General features: G+C 62.5%; 14 protein-coding genes. 8 read left to right on the top strand and 6 right to left on the bottom strand.

Annotated features, from left to right (window positions below):
• Positions 1-22: 22 nt before the first annotated feature.
• The 4 genes from MOV76_RS24355 to msrA all read right to left on the bottom strand — a co-directional run bounded on the left by MOV76_RS24355 (position 23) and on the right by msrA (position 4,176).
• The gene (locus tag MOV76_RS24355) at positions 23-463 is read right to left on the bottom strand and encodes a response regulator (protein ID WP_026231041.1); all 441 of its coding nucleotides are present in this window, start codon (positions 461-463) and stop codon (positions 23-25) included.
• Positions 464-1,125: 662 nt separating this feature from the next.
• Complete coding sequence (locus MOV76_RS24360) at positions 1,126-2,352, bottom strand: HlyD family secretion protein (RefSeq protein ID WP_028732716.1); 1,227 nt, start codon at positions 2,350-2,352, stop codon at positions 1,126-1,128.
• The gene (locus MOV76_RS24365; protein ID WP_028732717.1) at positions 2,353-2,799 is read right to left on the bottom strand and encodes a hypothetical protein; all 447 of its coding nucleotides are present in this window, start codon (positions 2,797-2,799) and stop codon (positions 2,353-2,355) included.
• 675 nt (positions 2,800-3,474) lie between these two features.
• A complete protein-coding gene (msrA, locus tag MOV76_RS24370; RefSeq protein WP_018448757.1) occupies positions 3,475-4,176 on the bottom strand; it encodes a peptide-methionine (S)-S-oxide reductase MsrA in 702 nt (233 codons plus the stop codon).
• A gap of 198 nt (positions 4,177-4,374) precedes the next feature.
• Here msrA and MOV76_RS24375 point away from each other — a divergent pair, with 198 nt between their 5' ends.
• From MOV76_RS24375 to cueR, 5 genes are all read left to right on the top strand, one after another.
• Positions 4,375-9,843, top strand: a complete 5,469-nt coding sequence (locus MOV76_RS24375) for an alpha-2-macroglobulin family protein (RefSeq protein WP_247265467.1) — start codon at positions 4,375-4,377, stop codon at positions 9,841-9,843.
• Complete coding sequence (gene pbpC, locus MOV76_RS24380) at positions 9,840-11,918, top strand: penicillin-binding protein 1C (RefSeq protein ID WP_247265468.1); 2,079 nt, start codon at positions 9,840-9,842, stop codon at positions 11,916-11,918. The genes MOV76_RS24375 and pbpC overlap by 4 nt, the downstream gene beginning before the upstream one ends.
• Before the next feature lie 59 nt (positions 11,919-11,977).
• Positions 11,978-14,587, top strand: a complete 2,610-nt coding sequence (treY, locus tag MOV76_RS24385; RefSeq protein ID WP_247265469.1) for a malto-oligosyltrehalose synthase — start codon at positions 11,978-11,980, stop codon at positions 14,585-14,587.
• 106 nt (positions 14,588-14,693) lie between these two features.
• Positions 14,694-17,219 carry a heavy metal translocating P-type ATPase gene (locus tag MOV76_RS24390; RefSeq protein WP_247265470.1) on the top strand — a complete coding sequence of 842 codons (2,526 nt, stop codon included), beginning with the start codon at positions 14,694-14,696 and terminating at the stop codon, positions 17,217-17,219.
• A 9-nt stretch (positions 17,220-17,228) separates the two neighbouring features.
• Positions 17,229-17,618 carry a Cu(I)-responsive transcriptional regulator gene (gene cueR, locus MOV76_RS24395; protein WP_130719186.1) on the top strand — a complete coding sequence of 130 codons (390 nt, stop codon included), beginning with the start codon at positions 17,229-17,231 and terminating at the stop codon, positions 17,616-17,618.
• Between the two features lie 19 nt (positions 17,619-17,637).
• Here cueR and MOV76_RS24400 read toward each other — a convergent pair whose 3' ends face one another.
• Entirely contained in the window at positions 17,638-17,943 is a 306-nt protein-coding gene (locus tag MOV76_RS24400; protein WP_018246227.1) for a hypothetical protein, read from the bottom strand.
• Positions 17,944-18,130: 187 nt separating this feature from the next.
• On the opposite strand from MOV76_RS24400, the gene MOV76_RS24405 reads away from it, so the two are divergent.
• Genes MOV76_RS24405 through MOV76_RS24415 form a run of 3 tightly spaced genes read left to right on the top strand, consistent with a single transcriptional unit; the run spans position 18,131 to position 20,155 of the window.
• Complete coding sequence (locus MOV76_RS24405; protein ID WP_018246226.1) at positions 18,131-18,670, top strand: sigma-70 family RNA polymerase sigma factor; 540 nt, start codon at positions 18,131-18,133, stop codon at positions 18,668-18,670.
• On the top strand, positions 18,657-19,424 hold the full coding sequence (locus MOV76_RS24410; protein ID WP_018246225.1) for an anti-sigma factor: 768 nt from the start codon (positions 18,657-18,659) through the stop codon (positions 19,422-19,424). The genes MOV76_RS24405 and MOV76_RS24410 overlap by 14 nt, the downstream gene beginning before the upstream one ends.
• Before the next feature lie 20 nt (positions 19,425-19,444).
• Positions 19,445-20,155, top strand: a complete 711-nt coding sequence (locus MOV76_RS24415) for a Bax inhibitor-1/YccA family protein (RefSeq protein WP_018246224.1) — start codon at positions 19,445-19,447, stop codon at positions 20,153-20,155.
• A 119-nt stretch (positions 20,156-20,274) separates the two neighbouring features.
• Here MOV76_RS24415 and MOV76_RS24420 read toward each other — a convergent pair whose 3' ends face one another.
• On the bottom strand, positions 20,275-21,423 hold the full coding sequence (locus MOV76_RS24420; RefSeq protein ID WP_247265471.1) for an RHE_PE00001 family protein: 1,149 nt from the start codon (positions 21,421-21,423) through the stop codon (positions 20,275-20,277).
• Between the last annotated feature and the right edge of the window lie 58 nt (positions 21,424-21,481).

Consider the following 21,481-nt stretch of genomic DNA (forward strand, 5'->3'; position numbering starts at 1 on the left):
CCTTTCCGATCAAGCCAGCCGATCAGGCAAAGACCGTCATCTGTGAGGGTACGACCGCGAACATGCCGACGCGGCGCGCGGCAAGATATTTCACCAGCTGCTCGACAACCGAAGGCATGACCGGCTTCTGAACCACGCCGACCGCGCCCTTGACGCCATCGGCGACCACTTCGGGATTGCCGGTCATGAAGACAACGGCAATGCCATGCTCCTGCGCCAGCCGTCGGCCGATCTCAGGCCCGGTCGGGCCGTCGGCGAGATTGACGTCGACGAAGGCGATATCGGCAAGCGGCGCCAGCCGCAACGCCTGTTCGCAATCATTCGCAAGGCCCGCGACCTGCATGCCCATGCCTTCCACCGTCGCCTCGAGGTCCAGGGCGATCAGGAATTCATCTTCGACGATCAATACTCTCTGTTTCATGAGATCATCTCGTTGCCAGCGCCGCACGACATTGGTGGCCATGATACGTCCCCTTGGTTACGCCCATACTTCTAAAGAGGGATCCGCTCCGGCAGCCTATCCCACGCGAAACTCACGGTGGTAACGGGCAATTCCACAATATGTTCCGCGGTGGAACGTGATTCTTTGGATTTAAGATATTGTTAACGTTGATAAATTCTTAAACTGACTGAGCAAAAACTGGATCGTGCTCAATCTCACGCCAGCCGGCTCGATGGGAGCGCGACAAAGACGATATAATTATTTCTCCCTTTTGGGGGCCAGAATCTGAAGCGCATTGCCGGGGTGGATACTAATTCTTTGGTAGTTTTAAGCCCGCTGGGCGTATTTCGAACCTCCAGTCTCCTGCGGAGAAGGGTCTTGTTGTTTCGACGAATGCGCGCTTGTGGTGTTCTAACGCACGTAATTGCATGGCGGCCGAGCAGGTCTTTCGGCGCATGTCGTCCGCCTCCCTCAGCGCCAGTTCGCACATGCACTTCCCGTTCCGGTTTTCCTTCTTGCGGCCATCCTTTCGTTCGTCCTTCTTGTTGGCTTTGCGAAGGACGCCGCCGACGAATTTGGATTGACAACCGAACGGACGACGGTGATCCGTCCGCCCGACGAGTCACCCACACCAAGTCTCTTCTTGTAGTCGTCGATGAAACGATCCCCGTATTGTTCTGCTTTCAATGACCCGACAGAACGAGCGTCTGAACCGGCAGGAGCAGCGCTTGAATTCGCAGAATCATCGCATGTACAAGTCCAACGGCGTCGACCATATGCAGGGCAAACCACCTAACCGTGCCAATGTTCGGATCGGCGAGCGCGTCGTGATTGTTGGTATAGGCGTTGGCGATGCAACTGCTTCCAGGCGGCACGCCATTGAGCCCTCCCGGATAAAGTGGCTGCAGAAAGACGGTCAGGGTTCCCGGCTGCGCCGTCTGCTGAACGTCGATGAGTTGATCCGTCGCGCGCAATTGTCCGGCCGCGATAACCTCCTGCACGTCGGTCACGACCATAGGAATGATCGTAAACGGCTTTCCGATGCAGGTTGCTTCGGCGATCATCCCCTTTTTCATAACCTGCGCTTCGATCTGGCCGAAGCCGGCGATTAGCGTGCTTTGTCCAGCGCCTTCTGGCACAAGGATCCCGGCAGGACGCAACATTGCATTGACGACGTCCCCGCGACGCAGCGTAAACTGTTGCACAGTACCCGCGACGCCGGCCCTTACGATGGTCTTGTCGAGTTCGACCTGCGCCTGCGCCAGGGCCGCTTCGGCGCTTGCTCTTTGAGCTGGCAACTGCACGGCGATCTGTGTCTCCAGGGTCAGCTTTTTCGCGACCGTTGCATCCAGCGCTCCCTTGCGGCCGTCGATCGTCGTTGCCAGGCGTTCGACCTCGCGCCTGGCGACAGCGTTGTTCGTCAGGAGCTGCGCCTTCATCTCGTATTCGTCGACTGCCGTCTGGTAGGCACCCTGCGCCTCTTTGATCTGGCCATCGACCCCTATAAGCTCGGTCTGGGTCACCTTTATTCCGGCCTCGACTTCTGCGACGCGCCGACGGGCCGTCTCCAGCGCCGCCTGCTGTTCGGAATTATCGAGCCTGAACAGTGGCGATCCGGCCTCGACCTTCTGGTTCAGCCCGATGAAAACTTCCTCTACACGTCCGGTTGCCTCGGGCATGATCGTGACGGTTCGAAATATCGCGGTGGCGGTCTGGGCTGATGGATGGAAGTAGAAAATCATCGTGATCAGCGAAACGGTCAGAAGAAGGCAGGCGGTGATACCCCACCGGAGTTCGTACCACACCGTATAAAGCGTGATGTCGCGGCCGATCCGCTTTCCCTGACCGTAGCGCCGGAACAGATAGTCGGGGAGGATCGTCAGCATGGAGCAGAGAAGCAACTCAAACATTCAGATATCCTCTCCGTGTACGCTGGTCTTGGACGGTGACGGTGTTGGCTCTGCTTCCACAGTATCTTCCGCTATCAGAGCAGGATCGCCTGTCGTGTCAGCCTGGCGGCCGGAGAGTTTGCCGAGAGACTGGGCGATTGAGTAAAGCGGCGTGGAGAAGTCGGGAATCTGAATGAAGGCCAGAAGCAGCCCGGCAATCCAGAAAAGATGGTTGTGGGTGAACAGTGAGATGAGCGCCAGGACGGCCACGATCTCCATCTGCACCTTGTTCGTACGGTGGGCTCTGCGTTCGGGAAGGGCGTGCAATTGGAAGTACAGATTTCCAACCGCGAGCACGGCCACCAGCAGAAAGACAACGACGACAACGAAAAGGTAGTCCGTCTGTCCGGGCGAAGTGATGAAAATCGGCAGGTGCTCGATTGCCGCTGGATGAACTGATTGCTCCATTGCTACCACCTAAGAGAAAAAGAGTGAAATGCGCCGTCGTCGAGAGCGTCTTCGATTTCTTTTGCCAGTGCCGCGACCAACTCCTCGTACATGCTACGGCGCTCGCCACGCGTCGGATCTATCGAGGCCTCCCACCTGGAAAGCTCGGGTTTTGCTTCCGCAAAGTCCATGTGCCGGAAACTGCCGCGTAGCAGCGGCCACGCCTCCGTCCATATTTCACTCCCAAGGCCACGACACAGACACGTCTGCTTCTCTGATGTAGGGAGACGTTGGCGGGGTTGTGGAGTATGTTACTGTATCATACGGGTTCACGATGACTGTCTCCAGGGGGATTGGGAGCGCCGACGAGGCACCGCGACAGCCGGGAGTTCGTTGGAATGCGACCTGATTTCCCGCTCAATGTCCTCACGGAATTGCAGATGCCGACTTGGCAGCCCGCCGATCATGACCACGTTATTGGTCGCAAGGCGGGGACGATGGTTCCTTATGCCGTCGGCGCCAGAGCGGCCATAACGGCGCTGAACCCTGCAGTTTCCCTTTGATCAACCGCACCATTGGCATCCATTGCTGCGCGGGACGGCGGCGATTAACTCTGAATCGCTGGGCCGCCAATGAGCAGTTGAAGATCTGCGGCCGCCGCTCCGGCCAACACTGGGCTATAAGCGGTCGTGTCAATCAGCCCTTGGCCTTCACGAGCACCGGTTGGCTGCGGTAGTCGGCCGGAAACAGCGACTTCAAGTTCTCGATTTTTGGCAGGTCGTTGTAGGCGATATAAGGATAGGTCGGATTGAGCGTCAGGAAATCCTGATGATAGGCCTCGGCGGGATAGAAGCCGGCGGCGTCAGACACCTTGGTGACGATCGGCTGCGGAAAGACATGCGCCTTGTCGAGCTGGCTAATATAGCTCAGGGCGATCTTGCGCTGTTGTGGATCGGAAACGAACAGCGCCGAACGATATTGCGTTCCCTGGTCCGGACCCTGGAAATTCAGCTGCGTCGGGTTGTGCGCCACAGAGAAGAAGATCTGTAGCAACTTGCCGTAGCTAACCTGTTTCGGATCGAACTTCACCTGGACGGATTCGGCGTGACCCGTCGAGCCGGTGCTGACGGTTTCGTACTGCGCCGTTTTGGCGTCGCCTCCGGCATAACCGGAGACGGCGCTCTCAACGCCCTTCACGTGCTGGAAGACGCCCTGGACGCCCCAGAAACAACCTCCGGCGAAAATGGCGGTCTCGGTGCCTGACCCGGCCACCTCGTCAATGGCCGGCGGCGGGATGACGACGGCATCCTCGGCCGCGCCCGCGGCACACACGCCGAACGAGAATAGGGTGGCTGCAAGGAGAGCGGCAAGCCTCCTGCGGTGGGAAGACGTGGACATGGCGCTACCTCCTGCGATCGCCCAAATCCTTGCTCATCCTTGCAAAAGCCGCAAATCACAAGGCGGTCACTCACGCCGATGTGACAGCTGGACGAAAGCGCCTGTGCGAAGATGAAACAGCGCTCAACTTGAGTTGACAATCTCGCGAGGAGTGAGGAGAGTGCCGCCGGTCAGAGCCAGCATTTCCGGGGGGAACCTATGTCCGTGCGCTCGTTCTTCGCTTTCGCGACAATCGCATTTTCCACGATCGCCATCAGCTTTTCCGCCGCCGCGGCGGACACCAAGCGCGACATCCAGACGATCAAGGACGCCGATTTCTTCGGCTTCGATCTTCGCACCGAGCAGAATGTCTCGCTCGATCAGTGCAAGACATCCTGCATCGGCGACAAGAGCTGCAAGGCCTTCACCTACAATCCCAAGGTGAAATGGTGCTTCCTGAAATCCGATTTCAAAACGATGAACGCCTTCCCCGGCGCCATCGCAGGCAAGATTGTCGAAACGGCCGGCCAGCAGGAGCGGGATATTGGTGCCGCGCCGCGGCTGACCTTCCTGACCAACGATCTCATCCAGCAGGCCCACGACTTCAAGGATAATCTGACCCTGGCCGACGACCAGCAGGGCCAGGGCGCCGACAGCCTGACGGCCAATGCCCGCATTGACCTCACTGCCAACAATCTGGCCGACGCGTTGAAGTCCTTCCATGGCGCGCTGTCGATCACACCTGACGACGCCGATCTTTGGCTCGAAACCGCCCGCGCCGCAGCTTCGCTCGGCACCGCCGAGAGCGGTACGAGCGGCCAGGCCGTGCTCGATGCGCTGAACGGATACGAGCTGACGCGCACCAAACCTAAGCGCGCCGAGGCGCTCGCCGTCCTCGCCGACGCCCTGGACCGAAACGCCAATTACCGCCCGGCGCTCGACGCCTACAAGGCGAGCCTGGCGCTGGTTGCCTCCGACGATGTGCAGGCGGCCTATCTGCAGCTGAAATCGACGCAAGGGTTCCGCATCACCGAACACACGGTCGATGCCGACAGCGCCACGCCGCGGGCCTGCGTCACCTTCTCCGAGGCACTCGTCAAGACCACCGACTACACCCCCTTCGTGACGCTGAACGGCGAAGCGCCGAAGGCCTTGGAAACCAAGGACAAGCAGATCTGCGTCGAGGGACTGACCCATGGCCAGACCTATAAGATCGGCTTCCGCACCGGCCTGCCGTCATCAGTCGACGAAGCGCTCGAAGCAGCCGTCAGCATCGACGTCTATATCAAGGACCGCAGCCAGATGGTGCGCTTCACCGGCGACAGCTTCGTGCTGCCATCGACGGCGCGCCGTGGCATCCCGATCGTCTCGGTCAATATGACCTCGGCCAACCTGAAGCTTTACCGCATCGGCGATCGCGCCATCGCACCGCTGCTGACCAACTCGCAGTTCCTGTCCCAGCTCGACGGCTACAGCGCCCAGAACATCCAGGACCAGAGCGGCGAACTCGTCTGGCAGGGCTCGATCGACATCGCCAACGAGCTCAACAAGGACATCGTTACCAGTTTTCCGGTCGACGAGGCGCTGCCCGAGCGCAAGCCCGGCATCTACGTGATGACCGCAACGGCGGCAAACGGCCCCGCGCAGGAGTGGGATTCGCAGGCGACGCAATGGTTTCTGGTCTCCGATATCGGCGTCACCACCTATGCCGGTACGGACGGGCTCAACGTCTTCGCCCGCTCGCTCGCCTCGGCCAAGCCGATCGCAGGCGTAGAGCTGCAGCTGCTCGCCAAGAACAATGAAGTGCTCGGCACTGCCACCACCGACGAAAACGGCCGCGCCACCTTCACTGCCGGCCTGATCCGCGGCACGGCGGCGCTGACGCCCGCCGTCATTACCGCCAAAAACGGCACGTCGGACTACGTCTTCCTCGACATGACGCGCGCCGGCTTCGACCTCTCCGACCGTGGCGTGACGGGCCGCGCAGCACCCGGCGCGATCGACGTGCTGACCTTCACCGAACGCGGCATCTACCGCGCCGGCGAGACGGTGCATGCGCAGGCGCTCGCCCGCGACACCGATGGCAACGCCATCGAGAACCTGCCGCTCACTTTCATCTTCAGCCGCCCCGACGGTGTCGAAGACCGGCGGATCGTCAGCCAGACCAGCAATCTCGGCGGCTACTCCATCGATTTCCCGACCCAGGAAAACGCCATGCGCGGCACCTGGACGATGAACATCTATACCGATCCCAAGGGCAGCGCGATCGCCACCAAGAGTTTCCTCGTCGACGATTTCGTCCCCGATCGCACCGACATGGAGATCAAGACCGAGGCCAAGGAAGTCGGTCCGGACACGCCGGCGACGATCACCGTTTCGGGCAAATATCTCTACGGCGCCCCGGCCGCCGGCCTGACGCTCGAAGGCGACGTCGTCGTCAAGCCGACGCGCGAGAGTGCGGCCTACAAGGGCTTCCTCTTCGGCCTCGCCGACGAAGAGGCGAGCGAGGATTCGCGCCTGCCGATCGACGGCCTGCCGGAACTCGACGAGAACGGCGAAGCCTCGACCGACCTGACCATCAGCGACCTGCCGGCCACGACGCAGTTGCTCAACGCTACTGTCTATATGCGCATGCAGGAGGCGGGCGGCCGCGCCATCGAGCGCTCCTTGACCATTCCGGTGAAGAACCAGGGCGCTTCGATCGGCGTTAAGCCGGAATTTTCCGACGATCTGCCGGAGAATTCGATCGCCAACTTTACGGTGATCAGCGTCAAGGCCGACGGACAGAAGCAGGAGACGAAGGGCCTGCGCTGGAAATTCTATAGCCTCAACCGCGAATATCAGTGGTATCGCGAGGGAACCGCCTGGAAATACGAGCCGGTCTACACCGCCGAGCAGGTCTCCAACGGCAGCGTCGACGCGACGATGGACGGCGGCAAGATCTCCGTTCCGGTGACCTGGGGCCGCTATCGCCTCGAAGTGGAAAGCCCCGATGCCGACGGCCCGACCTCCAGCGTCGAATTCGACGCCGGCTGGTTCGTGACATCGACCTCGACGGAAACGCCCGACGGGCTTGAGATCGCCCTCGACAAGGACAGCTACAAGATCGGCGACACCGCCAAGCTGAAAGTCACCTCGCGCTATGGCGGCGAGCTGATGGTGACGGCCGGAACCGAAAAGCTGGTTGCCGTACAGAACGCCACGATCGGCGAGACCGGCGGCGAGGTCGATATCCCGGTTACATCAGACTGGGGTGCCGGTGCTTATGTGACCGCAACGCTCTTCCGCCCCGGCGACGCGCAGGACAGCCATATGCCGATGCGCTCGATCGGCATCAAATGGCTGAAAGTCGATCCTGAACAGCGCGCGCTGCAGGTGACGCTCGACACGCCCGAGAAGATGCTGCCGCGCGGACCGTTGAATATCGGTCTGCAGGTGGCTGGCGCCGGCGCCAACGAGGACGCCTATGTGACGGTTGCTGCCGTCGATGTCGGCATTCTCAACCTGACGCGCTACGAACCGCCGAACCCGGAGGACTGGTATTTCGGCCAGCGCCAGCTCGGTCTTGAAATCCGCGACCTCTATGGCCGCCTGATCGACGGCTCGCTGGGTGCGACCGGCAAGCTCAGGACCGGCGGTGATGGCGGCGCCATTGCGCTGCAGGCAAGCCCGCCGACGCAGAAGCTCGTCGCCTTCTTCTCCGGGCCGGTGAAGCTCGACGCCGAAGGCAAGGCCAATGTCTCCTTCGACATTCCGCAATTCAACGGCACGGCGCGCGTCATGGCGGTGGCTTGGTCGAAATCAGGCGTCGGCCACGGCGTCAAGGATGTCATCATCCGCGATCCCGTCGTGGTGACCGCAAGCCTGCCGAAGTTCCTCTCCCCCGGCGACAAGGCCAATCTGCGCCTCGACATCGCCAACACCGATGCGCCGGCCGGCGACTACAAGCTGCAACTGACCGGCAATGATGCGGTCGGCATCGAGAAAGCGTCCGCCTCGCAGACGATCCGCCTCGAGGCCGGCGCGAAATCCGAGCTGACGCTTTCGCTCATCGGCAAACAGCCGGGCGCCGGCAGCGTCTCGATCAACCTCTCCGACGCTTCCGGCCTTTCGCTCGACCAGACAGTCGACTTGCCGGTGCGCCCGGCCTCCTTGCCGATCACCGAACGCAGGGTGCTGGCGCTGAAGCCTGGGGCAAAACTCACCGTCGACAAGAACCTGCTGGCCGACAGCGTGCTGCCCGGCGCCTCGATCAGCGTCAACGTCACCCGTTCGGCCGCCTTCGATATTCCCGCCCTGCTGATGACGCTCGACCGCTATCCCTTCGGCTGCGCCGAGCAGACCACCAGCCGGGCGCTGCCGCTGCTCTATCTCGCCGAAGTGGCCAAGCAGGCGGGTATGGAAACCGACGACGACGTGCATAAGCGCGTGCAGGACGCGATCTACCGCGTGCTTTCCTATCAGGCCTCGGCCGGCAGCTTCGGCCTCTGGGGACCGGATTCGGGCGATGTCTGGCTCGATTCATACGTCACCGATTTCCTGACGCGAGCCCGCGAAATGAAATACGACGTGCCGGAAAGGGCTTTCGTGCAGGCGCTCGAAAACCTGCAGAACACGTTGTCTTACACCACCGACATCAAGGGCCAGGGCGACCAGATCGCCTATGCCATCTACGTCCTTGCCCGCAACAAGAAGGCTGCGATCAGCGATCTGCGCTACTATGCCGACACGATGATCAACGACTTCCCGACGCCGCTCGCCAAGGCGCATATCGCCGCTGCATTGGCGCTCTACGGCGATGCGCAGCGCTCGAAGAATATTTTCCTCGACGCGCTGCAGATGTCGGAGCAGTCGATGGTGTCGCGCGTGAACCTGTCGCGCACCGACTATGGAACGATCCTGCGCGACGGCGCGGCGATCCTGGCGCTCGCTGCCGAAAGCCGGCCGGTCCCGCCTGTCATCCCGGAACTCGGCAAGGCGGTCGGCAAGGAATGGGAGCGCAGCAAATATAAGAGCACGCAGGAAGAAACCTGGATGCTGCTTGCTGCGCGCGCCATCCAGGGCGGTGACGACGGCCTGAAGGTCGATGTCAATGGGGCGGCACACACCGGTGCCTACATGGCACGCATGACCGGCGATGCCCTGGCTGACCATCCGCTGACGCTGACCAACCAGACAAACGACACGGTTTCGGCTGTGGTCACCACCGTTGCCGCCCCCACAGTTCCGCTGCCGGCCGGCGGCGACGGCTTCATCATCGAGCGGACCTATTACACGCTCGACGGCGAAGAAGCGAATGTCAGCGAGGCGAAGCAGAACGAACGCTACGTCGTCGTCATCCATGTGCGCGAAACCAACGACTGGCCGTCGCGCATCGTCATCACCGACCTTCTGCCCGCCGGCTTCGAGATCGACAATCCGAATCTCGTCGACAGCGCCCAGATGACGAATTTCGATTGGATCGGCGAGATCTCCGCTGCCCATACCGAATTCCGCTACGACCGCTTTGTCGCCGCCTTCAACCGCGCAGCAGGCGATGAGCGCGAATTCAACGTCGCCTATGTCGTGCGTGCCGTCACCCCCGGCACCTACGACCATCCGGCCGCAAACGTCGAGGACATGTACCGGCCGGAGCTTTCGGCCCGCACGGCAACCGGCAAGATGGAGGTCGTGACGGCGCAACAATGAGGCGGTGGCACAAGTTTGCGATCGGATCCGCAGCCGGCATCGTTCTTGCCGGTGCGGCTCTCTTTGCGCTCGATGCCGCCGACAAGGCATTTCCGCCGCCGCTGGACAGGGCGAATGCCGTCTCCGCCGAGGTGCTGGATGCCGATGGGCAATTGTTGCGTGCGTTTGCGACGTCGGAAGGCCGCTGGCGGCTGAAGACGGCGGTCTCCGACGTCGATCCGCAATTCCTGCGCATGCTGATCGCCTATGAGGACCAGCGTTTCTACGACCACGGCGGCGTCGATCCCTGGGCGCTCGGGCGCGCTGCCGTGCAACTGATCAGCAATGGCCGCATCGTCTCCGGCGCCTCGACGCTTTCGATGCAGGTGGCGCGGCTGATCGAGCCGCGCGAAGGACGCTCGCTTTCGGCAAAACTGCTGCAGTTGGTGCGCGCCGTGCAGATCGAGCGGCGGCTGTCGAAGGAAGAGATTCTCGACCTCTATCTCACACATGCGCCCTATGGCGGCAATCTGGAAGGCGTGCGCGCCGCAAGCCTTGCCTATTTCGGCAAGGAACCGCGGCGCCTGACGGTCGCCGAAGCGGCTTTGCTCGTCGCCCTGCCGCAATTGCCGGAACGGCGCCGGCCGGACCGCAATCTCAAGGCAGCCGAGGCTGCACGCAAGCGTGTTCTTGACCGCGTGGCGGTGATTGAGGCCGTAGGTGACGGCGAAGCGGAGCGTGCCGAGGGTGTCGCGGTCCCACCGCGGCGCATGCAATTGCCCGCACTTGCCGCCCATGTCGCCGAAGCCGCACTGCGCAAGGAGCCTGATGTCCTCAAGCATCAGACGACGTTGAAGAAACAGGTGCAGCAGGGGCTGGAAGCGGTTGCGCGGGCAGCGGCAATGAAGCTCGGGCCGAAGCTTTCGCTTGCCATGGTGATGGCGGACGCGCAAACCGGTGCGATTGTCGGCGAGGTCGGCTCGGCCGATTATTTCGATGCCAGCCGCTCTGGCTGGATCGACATGACGCGCGTCAACCGCTCGCCGGGCTCGACGCTGAAGCCCTTCATTTATGGGCTGGCTTTTGAACAGGGCCTAGTGTCCCAGGAGACGATCATCGAAGACCGGCCCGCCGATTTCTTCGGCTACCGGCCGCGAAATTTCGACATGAGCTACCAGGGCGACGTCACCGTGCGCGAGGCGCTGCAGCTTTCGCTGAACGTGCCGGCCGTCAAACTGCTCGATGCCGTCGGGCCGTCGCGGCTGATGGTACGGTTCCGCCGCGCCGAGGTACGCCCGGTCCTGCCGCCGAATGAGACACCGGGACTGGCGATCGGTCTTGGCGGCGTCGGCATCACTCTGAAGGATCTGGTGCAGCTCTATACGGCACTCGCCAATCGCGGCCAGCCGGCAAGGCTCGGCGACGGCGTCACCGGCGCACCGGGCAAGCTCGACGGCGAACCGCTGCTGGAGCCGGTCGCAGTCTGGAACGTCGCCGATATTCTCTCCGGCGTCATTCCCCCCGCCGGCGCGCCGCAGCGCGGCATCGCTTACAAGACCGGCACGAGCTACGGCTACCGTGATGCCTGGTCGGTCGGCTATGATGGGCGTTATGTGCTCGGCGTCTGGGTCGGACGACCTGACAACAGCGCCGTGCCGGGATTGACCGGATATGGCACTGCCGCGCCCATCCTGTTCGAAGGGTTCGCCAAGTCAGGCATCGCGACGACGCCGTTGCCCCGGCCGCCTGCAGGCGCCGTGCGCATCGCCCAGTCCGAGCTGCCGATCAGCCAGCGGCGTTTCGCCCTCAATGCCAGCGGCCTGCTCTCCTCCGGCCGCGAGGCCGCGCCTGAGATCATCTATCCGCCCGAAGGCGCGCATGTCGATCTCGGCGCTGGTCAAGGCAACCTGTCACCCCTAATGCTGAAGCTCCAGGGCGGCCGAGCCCCCTTCCGCTGGCTTGCCAACGGCAAGCCGCTGCCCGATCTCTCCCGCCGGCGCATCCAGCAATGGCTGCCCGATGGCGGCGGCTACTCGAAACTGACCGTCATCGACTCGGCCGGACGCGCCGCAAGTGTCGGCGTCTTCATCGATTAAGGGAACAAAACCCAGCTGCGACCGTTTGGAACAATCTCCCTTCCAACATCAGCGGCCTCATGACACTCCCGACAGCGACCTACCGGATACAATTCCGCAACGGCATGACCTTCGATCGCGCCTGCGACCTCGTCCCCTATCTCAAGATGCTCGGCATCAGCCACCTCTACGCCTCGCCGATCTTCACTGCCGTCAGCGGTTCGACCCACGGCTATGACGTGACAGACGCCAACGAAATCGACCCGGTGCTCGGCGGCCGGGCCGGATTCGAGCGGCTGACGGAAAGCCTTGCGTCCGCAGGCATGGGGCTGATCCTCGACATCGTGCCGAACCACATGGCGGCCTCGCCGGAAAACGGCTGGTGGCGCGACGTGCTGATATCTGGCCGGCAGAGCGCCTATTTCAGCCACTTCGACATCGACTGGAGCGAACCGCTGACTCTGCCGCAGCTCGGTCAGGATTTCGAGGGAGCACTCGCCGGTGGCGAGCTGCGCATCGCGCTCGACGAAACGCACGGTAACTTCGCGTTCGGTTATTTCGAGACGCTGTTGCCGCTGAACGCCGCGAGTTACGGAGCGATCGCAAATCGGCTCGACGACCCGGTTGCCACCAGAATGGCGGAGGCTGCGGCCGTCACCTCCGGCGAGAACTTCAACCGCGCGATGCGCGATATCCTCTTCGAAGGCGGCGATCGAGCCGCCCTCCAGCAGAAGCTCAATGACGTCTCGGCCGATCGCGATTTCATGAGAAGCCTGCATGAGGGACAGCATTGGCGGCTGACCCACTGGAAGGGGGCGGCGCGACATCTGAGCTATCGCCGCTTTTTCGAGGTGACCGGACTGGTCGGCACCCGCGTCGAAGATCCCCCGGTGTTCGAGGACATGCACCGGCTGGTGATCGAGCTGGTGCGCCATGGCAAGGTGCAGGGCCTGCGCATCGACCATGTCGACGGGCTCGCCGAGCCTAAGGCCTATCTCGACAGGTTGCGGGAGGCGGTGGGACCGGACACCTATATCGTCGTCGAAAAGATCCTTGGGGCTAGCGAAGTCCTGCCGGAGAGCTGGCCGGTTGCCGGCACCACGGGATATGAATTCATCGCCGCACTGAGCGAGCTGTTCATCGACGCGGGCGGCCTGCGCATATTGGACGATGCCTATCGCAGCATCGCCGTCGAGACGGGTGATCTCGAGGCGGGCCGACGAATTGCCAAGGAACTGATGGTCGAACGCAATTTCGCCGGCGAGACCAGCAGGCTGGTGTCGGTCGCAGCAGGCATCTTTCCCGAGGTAAAGGGAGACGAGATCGCCACAGCCCTCAGCGAACTGCTCATCACCTTTCCCGTCTACCGCACCTATGGCGACGGCGGCCCGCTTTCCTGGCAGGATTCAGCGGTCCTTGCGGCGACCGCCTCGCAAGCCATGGCGCGGCTCGATGATCGACGTGCCCTCGACCATGTGCTGAAGCTTCTCGAAGGCAAGGTCGAAGGTCATGCGGCCCACGAGTTCCGGATCCGCTTCCAGCAATTGAGCGGACCGGTGATGGCCAAAGCGACGGAGGACACGCTCTTCTACCGCTACAACAGGCTGCTTGCCGCCAACGAAGTGGGCGGTGAACCCGGCAAGGCGCCTGGCGGCCCGGAGGAATTCCACCGCCGCATGGCAGAGCGGGCCCGGCTGCAGCCGCATGGGCTTTCGACAAGCGCGACCCACGACACCAAACGCGGCGAGGATGCGCGTGCAAGGCTTTATGCCCTGAGCGAGGGGGCTGATGTTTTTGCACAGGCGGTCGAGCGTTGGCGCGACATGAACCGGCCGTGGCTGAAGGATCTGCCGGATGGCGCAGCGCCGGAGCCAAATGTCGAATGGATGCTCTACCAGGCTCTGGCCGGCATCTGGCCGGAAGATTTCGACAGAGGACGGACGGAAGAACTCCGCGAACGCCTCACCGATTACGCGGTCAAGGCCGTGCGCGAGGCGAAACTGCGCAGCGACTGGACGGAACAGGATGCCGCTTACGAGGAAGCAGTCACGACCTATGCCGCGGCGCTGGTTTCGCCTGATAATGACGTCTTCCTCGAGGATTTCGAAAGGGTGCTGCAGCCTTTCATCGCGGCAGGTTACCTCAACAGCCTGTCGCAGACGCTGCTCAAGCTGACAGCCCCCGGCATTCCCGATATCTACCAGGGTGCCGAAAGCTTCGACTTCAGCCTCGTCGATCCAGACAACCGCCGACCGGTCGATCATGAGCGGCTGAAGGCATGGCTTGATGAAGCCGGACCGATCGCCAAGCTGCAGGCGGCGGCGTTGAAGCAGCGCATCGTCGGGATCGGCCTGCAGCTGCGCCAGCGGCACGCAGACCTCTTTGCCAGAGGCGACTATCTGCCCCTGAAGGTGACGGGCAACCGGCGCGACCATGTCCTCGCTTTTGCCAGAGTGCAAAAGAGTGATTTCGCCATCATCGCTGCGCCGCGGCTGATGTTCGGCTGGCTCGACCCCGGCGTGCTCTTTGCCGGCCCGGAATTCTGGGAGGATACGGCGATCGCCGTCCCCTCCCCGCTTCACGGTCTGAAGGCGGATCTGCTGACCGCAAAGACGATCGAGCCTGGGGGAAGCATTTCGGTCGCCGCCCTGCTCGGGAGCCAGCCCGTTGGGCTGATCACCCCGATCTGAGGATCAGCCGTCGCAAAAATCGAGTCTATGAAAATAGTGCTTGACCTTCCAGTCGCTGGAAGGTGGATAAGCCTATCGAACCGCCCTCCGGGCGCAGGAGATAGTCATGGATATCAAGCACGAGCACGACCACCACCACAGCCACGACGATGGCGATGATCATTGCCACTGCGGCCATGATCAGCAGAAGGCTGCCGATGTCATGATCCGTGATCCTGTCTGCGGCATGACCGTCGATCCTCAGGCCGGCAAGCCCTCGCTCGACCATGAGGGTCGCACCTATCATTTCTGCTCCGAGGGCTGCCGGACCAAGTTTGCGGCTACGCCGCACGACTATCTGACCGCGAAGGACCCCGTCTGCGGCATGACGGTCGATCGCTCGACGGCGAAACACTTTCTGAAAGTCGACGGTGAAAAGTTCTATTTCTGCTCGGCCGCTTGCCAAGCGAAATTCGAAGCCGACCCCTCAGCCTATCGCAACGGCAAGCGCCCGCCGGCAAAGCCGGCGCCGACGGGCACGCTCTACACTTGCCCGATGCATCCCGAAGTCGTCAGCGACCGTCCCGGCGACTGCCCGAAATGCGGCATGGCGCTGGAGCCGATGGGCATTCCGCCTGCTGACGAAGGTCCGAACCCGGAACTCGTCGATTTCGTCAGGCGGCTCTGGGTCAGCGCCATCCTTGCCGTGCCGCTGCTGGCGCTGAGCATGGGGCCGATGTTCGGCCTGCCGCTTCGCGAAACGATCGGCGAGCCGCAGGCCACCTACATCGAACTGCTGTTGGCAACGCCGGTGGTGCTCTGGGCAGCCCTGCCCTTCTTCCGCCGCGCATGGGCGTCTGTCGTCAACCGCAGCCCGAATATGTGGACGCTGATCGGTCTCGGCGTCGGCACCGCCTATGTCTACAGCGTCGTCGCCACGCTTGTACCCGGCATCTTCCCGATGAGCTTCCATGGCCATGGCGCGGCCGTGCCCGTCTATTTCGAGGCAGCAGCCGTTATCGTCGCGCTCGTCTTCGTCGGCCAGGTGCTGGAATTGAAAGCGCGTGAACGTACCGGCTCGGCAATCCGCGCTTTGCTCGACCTTGCGCCGAAGACGGCGCGGCGCATCGATGCCGACGGCAGCGAGCGCGACGTGCCGGTGGGCGATATCCAGACCGGTGACCAGTTGCGCGTTCGCCCTGGCGAGCGGGTGCCGGTGGATGGCTCCGTGCTCGAAGGCCAGTCGACCGTCGACGAATCGATGATATCAGGCGAGCCCTTGCCTCTGGAGAAGTCGAAGGGCGACCCGCTGACCGGTGGCACGATCAACAAGAACGGCACATTCGTCATGGCCGCCGAAAAGGTCGGCGCAGACATGGTGCTGTCGCGTATCGTCGACATGGTCGCCAAGGCGCAACGCTCGCGGGCACCGATCCAGGGCGCCGTCGACCGGGTGTCGGCCGTCTTCGTGCCGGCGGTGGTCGCCGCTGCCATCCTTGCCTTCCTCGTCTGGGCCGCGATCGGGCCGGAGCCGCGCATGGCGAATGCACTGCTTGCCGCCGTCGCCGTCTTGATCATCGCCTGCCCCTGTGCGCTCGGCCTCGCAACGCCAATGTCGATCATGATCGCCACCGGGCGCGGCGCTGGGGAAGGCGTGCTGATCAAGGATGCCGAAGCGCTGGAGCGCTTTTCCAAGGTCGACACGCTGATCGTCGACAAGACCGGCACGCTGACTGAAGGCAAGCCGAAGCTTACCGATGTCGTCGCCTTCGGTGGGGTCGGCGAAGACCGGCTGCTGTCGCTGGCGGCAAGCCTGGAGCGCAGCTCCGAACATCCGCTGGCCGAAGCGATCGTTTCCGGCGCCGAGGAGCGCGGCGTCCCCTTCGTCGAGGTCACCGGTTTCGAGGCAAAGACCGGCAAGGGCGTTCAGGGCCGTGCCGGCGGCACGACGGTGGCGCTCGGCAATGTCGCGATGCTGACCGATCTCGGCATTGATCCAGCCGCGCTTGCCGAGAAGACCGAGGCCCTGCGCGGCGCCGGCAAGACGGTGATGTTCGTGGTGTTCGACGGCGCGCTTGCCGGCCTCGTCGCCGTTGCCGACCGCATCAAGCCGACGACAACAGCCGCCATCAAGGCACTGCACGACAGCGGGTTGAAGATCATCATGGCGACCGGCGACAACGAGCGCACGGCGCGTGCGGTGGCAAAAAGCCTCGGCATCGACGAGGTTCGCGCCGATGTGCTTCCGGAAGGCAAGAAGGCGCTGATCGACGAATTGCGTAGCAAGGGCGCCATCATCGCCATGGCCGGCGACGGCGTCAACGACGCGCCGGCGCTCGCCGCCGCCGATGTTGGCATCGCCATGGGGACCGGCGCCGACGTCGCGATGGAAAGCGCCGGCATCACATTGGTGAAGGGCGACCTGAACGGCATCGTCAGGGCACGGCGGCTGGCGGAGGCGACGATGCAAAACATCCGCCAGAATCTCGGCTTCGCCTTCGGCTATAATGCACTTGGCGTGCCGATCGCGGCCGGCGTGCTCTATCCGATCTTCGGGCTGCTGCTTTCGCCGATGATCGCCGCAGCAGCAATGAGCCTCTCGTCCGTTTCGGTCATATCAAATGCGCTGAGACTGCGCTTTGCAAAATTATAGGAGACGGCGATGAATATTGGCGAAGCATCAGAACAGTCCGGCCTGCCTTCGAAGACCATCCGCTACTACGAGGATATCGGCCTCCTCCGCCCCGAAAGGGGCGGAAACGGCTATCGCGACTATGCCGCAACCGACGTCCACAAGCTGCGCTTCCTGCAGCGCTCGCGCGGCCTCGGCTTTTCCGTCGAGGAATGCCGGCAATTGCTGGCGCTCTATGAGGACAAGGACCGGGCGAGTGCCGACGTCAAGGATATCGCTCAGACAAAGCTTACCGAGATCGACCGCAAGATCCGCGAGCTGACGGAGCTGCGCCGGACGCTGGAGCACCTGGTGCATGCCTGCCACGGCAACGACAGGCCGGACTGTCCGATCCTCGAAGAGCTTTCGGACGGCGGCTGACCATTTCAGGCGACCTGCATCAGGAAAGCTGTGGCATGTTCTGGTTGGCTGCCGGCGAGGGTGCCCGCTCGTCAGGCTCCTCGTCTTCGCCGTCGTCCAGCACCCCGTCATCCAGCCTATGCTTGATCGCCAGCGCGTAGATCACGTCGAGAATATTGCGGTCTCTGAGATGAGGATCCATCAGGGCGAGAAGCGAGGCTCGGACGATCTTCTTGCTGGTGGCCTTCGGACAACGCGCCTTGACGAAATCATAGAGCGCCTCATCCGTCAGCCCTTCCATGGCGCCGTCCACGAGAGCTTCGTAGACCCGCTTCTTTTCCTTCATTCTTTATTTTCCCCCGCAAATCAGCGGCGTCATGATCTGTCATGTAATTGTCATAAACAATTGGGGATTTGAGGCGCTGGTCCGCTTGAGAAGACTATTTTCATGATGATCCGGCGACGATCTTCGGCCCGCATGATTTTTTTACCGCGCCGGGAATAAAACCCGCCGCACTTGCGTATACTCAATCATGGAACGCAAAGAACGCCCCTTCGACGTCATCGGACAGCTTGCAGCGCTGAGGCGCTACGCTCGCTCGCTGGTGCGCAATTCGGACGAGGCGGAGGATCTGGTGCATGATGCGCTGGTGCGCGCCTTCGAGAAGCGAAAGAGCTTCCGCAGCGGCGGCAACCTGCGCACCTGGCTGCTCTCCATCCTGCACAATGCCCATATCGATCGTCTTCGCCGGAACCGATCGCTGACGCGCCGCCACGATGAGGCGGCTGTCGAAGCCGAGCAGTCGCTTCCGGCCGGCCAGGAACACGCCGTGCGCCTGCAGCAGGTGCGTGACGCCTTCTTCGACCTCCCGGAGGAACAGCGCGAGGCGCTGCACCTCGTCGCGATCGAAGACCTTTCCTACCAGGAAGCCGCCCAGGCGCTCGGCATTCCCGTGGGGACGCTGATGTCGCGCATCTCCCGCGCGCGCGCTCAACTGCGCGAATTCGAGGAGAAGACGCCGCGGGTTTCGCATCTGAGAATCATCGGAGGGAACGGCAATGAAAGCAATTGATCCGATCCTCGATGCCGATCTTAACGCCTATGTCGATGGCGAGCTCGATGTCGCTCGTCGCATCCAGGTGGAATCCTATCTTTCCGAGAATCCGGCGATTGCCGCCAAGGTCATGGCCGACCTCAGCGTGAGGGGCGAACTGCGTCTGGCGCTGGCCGGCGAAAGTGCCTTTGGCCGCCCCGAGACCCGCGATGCCGCCCGGCGGCTGGAACGTGGCCTTTCCTATGGCCGCATCTTCCATTCCATGCAGCGCGTTGCCGCCGTCGGCATTCTGATCGCCGCCGGCTGGGTGGCGCACAATTCCTTCGGCGCCTTCTCGGCGACTGAGGTGGTGGCATCGGTTCCGGCACCCGCCTATGTCGAGGATGCCGTCCGCGCCTATCAGACCGCCGCTCTGCGCCAATCGATGCCTCCGCAGACGCCGGCCAGCTATAGCGCTGACGATATTCGCGCCGCCACCGCGATCGTGATGCCCGAACTGCCTAGGGATTGGAAGGTCGCCGACGTGCAGATCTTCCCGTCCGAATTCGGCCCCAGCGTCGAGATGGCGATCGAACAAGCAGATGGAAAGCGACTGTCGCTTTTTGCCGTCCGTCCGGGCGCCTTCGAGGTCAAGCCGGTCAGTCATCTCACGCTGGAAAAAGCGGAAGCCGCCTATTGGCAGATCGGCGAGGTCGCTTATGCGCTGATCGCCGACGATAGCGGTCTCAATCTCGACCAGGCGGCCGAACGGCTCGCCCGCTCGCTCTATTAATTCAAACCGAGGAGATCAGCATGAACCCGATCAATCCCCGCTACGGCGCCGTCGCCGGCTCCCAGGCCCTCTTCGACGAAGGCCTGCGCCAGCATATGCTGCGCGTCTACAACTATATGGCTCTCGGCCTCGTCATAACAGGCCTCGTCGCCTTTGTCGTCGGCTCGACGCCGGCACTCTACGTCCCGATCTTCGGCTCGCCGCTGAAGTGGGTGGTGATGCTTGCCCCGCTCGCCTTCGTCTTCTTCTTCTCGTTCAAGATCCAGACGATGTCGGCCAGCACCGCTCAGATCACCTTCTGGGCCTTCTGCGCCGTGATGGGCCTGTCGCTCGCTTCCGTCTTCCTGGTCTTCACCGGGATGAGCATCGCGCGGACCTTCTTCATCACCGCCACGATGTTCGGCGCCACCAGCCTCTACGGCTATGCGACGAAGCGCGATCTCTCGCGCATGGGCTCGTTCCTGATGATGGGCCTCTTCGGCGTCATCATCGCCTCGGTCGTCAACATCTTCCTGGGTTCAAGCGCGCTGCAGTTTGCGATCTCGGTAATCGGCATCGTCGTCTTCGTCGGTCTCACCGCTTACGACACGCAGAACATCAAGGAACAGTATTCGGAAAACTTTGATCAGGAATCGAACCAGAAGCTTGCCGTCTTCGGTGCGCTCTCGCTCTACCTGAACTTCGTCAACATCTTCCAGCTTCTGCTCAACTTCACCGGCGAGCGGGAATAGGACTGCGCTTCTGGGGGCAAAGGAAGCGCAAGAGCGCCTGGTCTGCAGTCTGTGACAGGATGGCGGACTGGGTGCTCACCTAAAGGAGACGGCCGGGCCAACGCCCGGCCGTTTTCGTTTCAGATGATACCCCAGGCGCGATAGCGGCCCCGGCCGGTAATTTCACGAATGCCGATCTCATTGACGAGATTCAGCGCACCGCGCGGCGTGATGCGCAAATGACGGGCGATCATCGCCGCCGAGACCATTGGCCGCGACAGAATGAAATCGGCAAGCTCCGGCAGGCTGCTGTTCGAACGGCGGCCGCGAAAGCGCAGCTCCATCTGCGTGCGCGCCAGCGACAGACGATCGATTTCCTTGAGGCCGGCCACAGCACCCAGATGCATCGCCTCCAGAAAGGCTTGCAGCCGCGTGGCGCGATCGCGCGCCCGACGACGCTCGTGGCGCACCAGCTTCAGCCCGCCGTAAAAAGAAAACAGATGCGAGGCGACCTTGCCGCGGGCGCGCAGATGGCTTGCGACCAGAAGCCCACCGAGCCAGTGCTGACGCCGCAACGGCTCGATCCTTTCCCAGGCTTCGAAGAGGATGATGGCGCCGAGAACTGGTGGCAAGCTATCGGCCAATGGCTGGACGCTTCGCCACTCCGTAAGCCGCTGTTCCTCGTCCCACTCGTCGTCACCGAGCAAACCGAGAGGATCTTCGTTGCGCCTTGCCGGGGTAACGGCGGCCGTCTCGCTTGCCGGCGTTTTCCCGGCATGGATATCGAGCAGCTTCTGCGAGCGGGCAAGAAGCGCATCGATCTCCGCCATCTCGGCAGCGAGCGGCCCGTCCTCATCCTCACCTTCTCCGTCGGACTCAACCGGAACTGCCAGGCTCTTCGCTTCCTGTGCTTTCCCCTCCCCTTCCCCGCCGGTCGCAGTCAGTGTCGCAAGGCCCGAGACGCCAAGTGCCCAGGAGGGGTCGCCGGTCCAGATGCGCCGACGTGCCCGCAGCACGGAATGGGCGATCGTCAGTTCGTGGGTGGGAGCGCGGCTATCCATATGCGCATCATGCAAAACGAGATCCTCGACATGCACGAGTTCGCCGGCCACCCAGAGCGCGCCGGCGGCGTCGAAGAAATGGCTGCGTTCAGCAAATCCCTCGCCGACCACCGAGCGTAACACCCGCTCGTCCAGCCGAGCCACCGCATCCTCCGCCGCGGCAATGGAGGGAAGCAGTAACTGGAGCAGATCTGGTGGCAGAAGGGATTCCTGTTTTTTGTGAATCATGATTCACTTCCTTTATGACGAAGCGCCGCCTCCCCATGGTCGAGCATGCCGATACGCT

This window comes from Rhizobium sp. PRIMUS64 (assembly GCF_023006465.1).
GTDB classification, from domain to species: domain Bacteria; phylum Pseudomonadota; class Alphaproteobacteria; order Rhizobiales; family Rhizobiaceae; genus Rhizobium; species Rhizobium leguminosarum.